Origin of the sequence: Xanthomonas sp. SHU 166 (assembly GCF_000364685.1) — a bacterium.
Taxonomy (GTDB): Bacteria; Pseudomonadota; Gammaproteobacteria; order Xanthomonadales; family Xanthomonadaceae; genus Xanthomonas_A; species Xanthomonas_A sontii.
Window position 1 is genome coordinate 1 of record NZ_AQOJ01000046.1, and the last position, 4,088, is coordinate 4,088.

Below are 4,088 nucleotides of genomic sequence, written 5' to 3' on the forward strand. Positions count from 1 at the left end.
GGCGGCCGCAACCGGGTGGAACTGGCGTCGGCGCCGGGCGCGGCCAACGCGCGCGGCGGCAGCGACAGCTGACACGCCGCAGGTGCGCGTCGGGTTCTGTGCCGATCCACGAGCGGTGCCGCGGAATGGCCGGACGGACTGCCGCGGCGCCCGCGCGACGGCTATGCTGCGCGCCATGTCCACGCCCGCCGCCGCCTGTGTCCTCGTGGTCGAGGACGAATCCGCCATCGCCGATACCGTGCTGTACGCGCTGCGCAGCGAGGGCTACCAGGTGCGCCACTGCCAGCTCGGGCGCGAGGCCCTGGCGCAGTTGCGCGAGGGCGGCATCGACGTGGTGGTGCTGGACGTGGGCCTGCCGGACCTGAGCGGGTTCGAGGTGTGCCGCACGCTGCGCGGTTTCAGCCAGGTGCCGGTGCTGTTCCTGACCGCGCGCAACGAGGAGATCGATCGCGTGCTCGGCCTGGAACTGGGCGCCGACGACTACATGGCCAAGCCGTTCTCGCCGCGCGAACTGGTCGCGCGGGTGCGGGCGCGGCTGCGGCGCCCGGCGGTGGTGGTCGGCGATGCCGAGGCCGGCTGGCAGCAGCACGGCGATTTCGCCATCGACCGCGACGGCCGCCGCATCCGCTGGCAAGGTGCGGTGCTGGACCTGACCCGCTACGAGTACGCGTTGCTGGCAGCGCTGCTGCAGCGGCCCGGCGCCATCCTCAGTCGCGCGCAACTGATGGACCGCGGCTGGGACAGCAGTGCCGACAGCGCCGACCGCACCGTCGACACCCATATCAAGACCCTGCGCGCCAAGCTGCGCGCGGCCGGCGCCACCGACGATCCGATCCGCACCCACCGCGGCCTCGGCTACGCGCTGGAGGCCTGAGGTGCGGCTGGGGCTGAAGCTGTTCCTGGGCTTCTTCCTGATCGTCGGCGTGGCCGCCTTCTTTGTGATGCGGGTGTTCGTCAACGAGGTCAAGCCGGGCGTGCGCCAGGCGATGGAATCGACCCTGGTGGACGCAGCCAACGTGCTGGCGCAGATGGCCGCGCAGGATCTCAAGGACGGGCGCATCGCCAGCGGCCGTTTCGCCCGCGACCTGGCCGCGGCGCAGCGGCGCGATCCGCGTGCGATGGTCTGGCGTTTCCCCAAGCACAGCGTCGACTACCGCGTCACCCTCACCGATGCGGCGGGCATCGTGGTGTTCGATTCGCGCGGACAGGACATCGGCCGCGACAACTCGCGCTGGAACGACGTGTACCGCACCCTGCGCGGCGAGTACGGCGCCCGCTCCAGCCCCGAGGCCGACGGCGACCCCAACCACACGGTGATGCACGTGGCCGCGCCGGTCTACGATCCGGCCGACCCGCAGCGGCTGATCGGCGTGTTGACCCTGTCCCAGCCCAACCGCAGCATCGAGCCGTTCATCGTCGCCAGCCAGCGCAGCATCCTGCTGCGCGGCGCCTGGCTGATCGGCATCTCCGCGCTGATCGGGATCCTGATGACCTGGGGCCTGCTGCGCGGCATCGGCCGGCTCAACCGCTATGCGCAGGCGGTCAGTGCCGGTGCGCCGGTGCCGCCGCCGCCGCCGCGCCGCGATGAGATCGGCGATCTCGGCCGTGCGCTGGAGACCATGCGCCGCAAGCTGGAGGGCAAGCAGTACGTCGAGCAGTACGTGCAGTCGCTGACCCACGAGATGAAGAGCCCGCTGGCCGCGATCCGCGGCGCCGCGGAACTGCTGCAGGAGCCGCTGCCGGAACCGGAGCGGCAGCGCTTCGTGCGCAACATCGCCGAGCAGCAGCAGCGCCTCACCGAGACCATCGACAAGCTGCTGGCGCTGGCCGAGGTGGAACAGCACGGCTGGCTGCAGCGGCGCGAACCGGTGGCGCTGGCGCCGCTGTGCGCAGACCTGGCCGAAGCGCTGGCGCCGCAACTGCAGGCGCGCGGTCTGCAGCTGCAGCTGCAGGTGCAGGCGCCGGATCCGACCCTGGTGGTGTCGGGCGATCCCTACCTGCTGCGGCAGGCGCTGCACAACCTGCTCGACAACGCCATCGCCTTTTCGCCGGAGGGCGCGGTCATCGTGCTGCGTGCCGAACGCGGCGCCGACGCGCGCGTGCTGCTGACGGTGGAGGACGCCGGCCCGGGCGTTCCCGACTACGCGCTGGAGCGGGTGTTCGAGCGCTTCTACTCGCTGGCGCGCCCGGCCACCGGCCAGCGCAGCTCCGGCCTCGGCCTGCCGTTCGTGCGCGAGGTGGCGCGCCTGCACGGCGGCGACGCCAGCCTGCGCAACCGCGACGGCGGCGGCGCGGTGGCCTGCCTGGCGTTGCCGCTGGCCTGAGCCGGATCGATTCGTGCGCGGGCGCGCCGAGGCGGCCTGCCGGCGTTCCCTCGTCGGGACTGAAGTCCCTCCCACAGTGGGGGCGCACACCGCGTCGCAAGTACGCCGGCTTTCCAATCCCCATTCCCCATTCCCCATTCCCCGCACTTCACACCCACTTCAAATTCGCCTCAAACCCCACCCACGCAGCGGCCGCATGCTGGCGCCCTCCCAACCGAGAGGTCGCCATGAAATCCCTGAAGCTGCTGTTGCGATTCGCCACCATCGGCGGATTGATCCTGTTGTTGCTGATCCCGCTGCTGATGATTCGCGGAACCGTGCAGGACCGCCAGCATTACCGCGACGAGGCGGTGGAGCGGGTGTCGCAGAGCAAGGCCGGCGAACAGCGCCTGCTCGGCCCGCTGCGGGTGATCCCGTGGACCCAGGAGCGTGAGGTCGCCGTACTCGACGCCGACGGCAAGCGGGTGACCAAGCGCGAGGTCGAGACCGGCTACGTGCTGCAGGCGCCGCGGCGGCTGCAGGTCGAAGGCGAACTGAAGCCCGCGCAGCGCCACATCGGCCTGTTCAAGGTGCAGGTGTACAGCTGGCATGCGCGGCTCAAGGCCGAGTTCGACGATCTCGACTATGCCGCTGTCGGCCGCCGCCAGTACGGCACGCCGTATCTGGCGATCGGCCTGCAGGACGTGCGCGGCCTGGTCGGCACGCCGAATCTGCGCGCCGACGGCCGCGCGCTGCCGCTGCAGCCCGGCTCGGAAGGGCTGGCCAACATCTCCAAGGGCGTGCACGCGGTGCTGCCGGCATTGCGCGATACGCAGCAGGGCCGGCTGACCGACCTGCACGAGGTGCAGATGGAATTCGTGCTCGACGGCACCCAGGCGCTGTCGATCGTGCCGGTCGGCGACGACAACCAGATCGCGCTGAACTCGCTGTGGCCGCATCCGTTGTTCGGCGGCCGCTTCCTGCCCAACGAGCGCCGCATCACCGCGCAGGGGTTCCAGGCGAGCTGGGCGCTGTCGTCGCTGGCGACCGGCGCGCAGGCGCAGCTGGCCTCCGGCGGACAGGATCTCGACGCCTTGCGCGTGGACCTGGTCGACCCGGTGGACGTGTATACCCAGGCCGAGCGCGCCAGCAAGTACGGCCTGCTGTTCGTGGTGCTGACCTTCGTCGCCTTCGGCCTGTTCGAGCTGATCAAGCGCCTGCCGATCCATCCGCTGCAGTACCTGCTGGTGGGCCTGGCGCTGGCGATCTTCTTCCTGCTGCTGCTCAGCCTGTCCGAGCACATCCCGTTCTGGCAGGCGTATCTGGTCTCGGCGGTGGCCTGCATCGGGCTGCAGTTCTTCTACCTGTCGGGGGTATTGCGCAGCCGCCTGCGCGCGGCCGGCTTCGCCAGCATGCTCACCGTGCTGTACGGCGCGCTGTACGGCCTGCTGGCCTCGGAAGACAACGCCTTGCTGATGGGCTCGCTGCTGCTGTTCGGCATCCTCGGCGCGATCATGTGGATCACCCGCCGGATCGACTGGTACGAACTCGGCGCGTCGCTGCGCTGAGCCGTCGGGGGAGAACCGGACATGGTCGCGCATCGTCATCGTCATCTGCATCGGCGTCTGCAGGCGCTGCTGCCGCCCGCCCTGGAGACCCATGGCCTGCATCCCGGCAACCTGCCGGGGGCGCTCGCGCGCAGCGCGCAGGCCGCGCTGGTCACCGCCGCCGACCGCGGCGGGGCCCTGTGGCTGCGCTTGAGCGAACGCAGCCGCGCGGCCCTGG

At 71.0% G+C, this 4,088-nt stretch carries 3 protein-coding genes and 1 pseudogene; all 4 read left to right on the forward strand.

The annotated features are described in order from the left end of the window. Positions 1 to 163 precede the first annotated feature (163 nt). The gene (creB, locus tag D180_RS02200) at positions 164 to 874 is read left to right on the forward strand and encodes a two-component system response regulator CreB (protein WP_017911493.1); all 711 of its coding nucleotides are present in this window, start codon (positions 164 to 166) and stop codon (positions 872 to 874) included. 1 nt (position 875) lies between these two features. Next, the gene (gene creC, locus D180_RS02205; RefSeq protein ID WP_017911494.1) at positions 876 to 2,324 is read left to right on the forward strand and encodes a two-component system sensor histidine kinase CreC; all 1,449 of its coding nucleotides are present in this window, start codon (positions 876 to 878) and stop codon (positions 2,322 to 2,324) included. Positions 2,325 to 2,551: 227 nt separating this feature from the next. Then, positions 2,552 to 3,871 (forward strand): cell envelope integrity protein CreD, encoded by a 1,320-nt coding sequence (creD, locus tag D180_RS02210; protein ID WP_017911495.1) that lies wholly within the window; start codon positions 2,552 to 2,554, stop codon positions 3,869 to 3,871. A 21-nt stretch (positions 3,872 to 3,892) separates the two neighbouring features. Next, positions 3,893 to 4,088, forward strand: a pseudogene (locus D180_RS02215) (hypothetical protein); the annotation flags it as partial.

Bases quoted from the DNA above. Each gene is read 5' to 3' on its own strand.
- creD (WP_017911495.1), top strand. From the start codon at position 2,552: ATGAAATCCCTGAAGCTGCTGTTGCGATTCGCCACCATCGGCGGATTG.
- creB (WP_017911493.1), top strand. From the start codon at position 164: ATGCTGCGCGCCATGTCCACGCCCGCCGCCGCCTGTGTCCTCGTGGTC.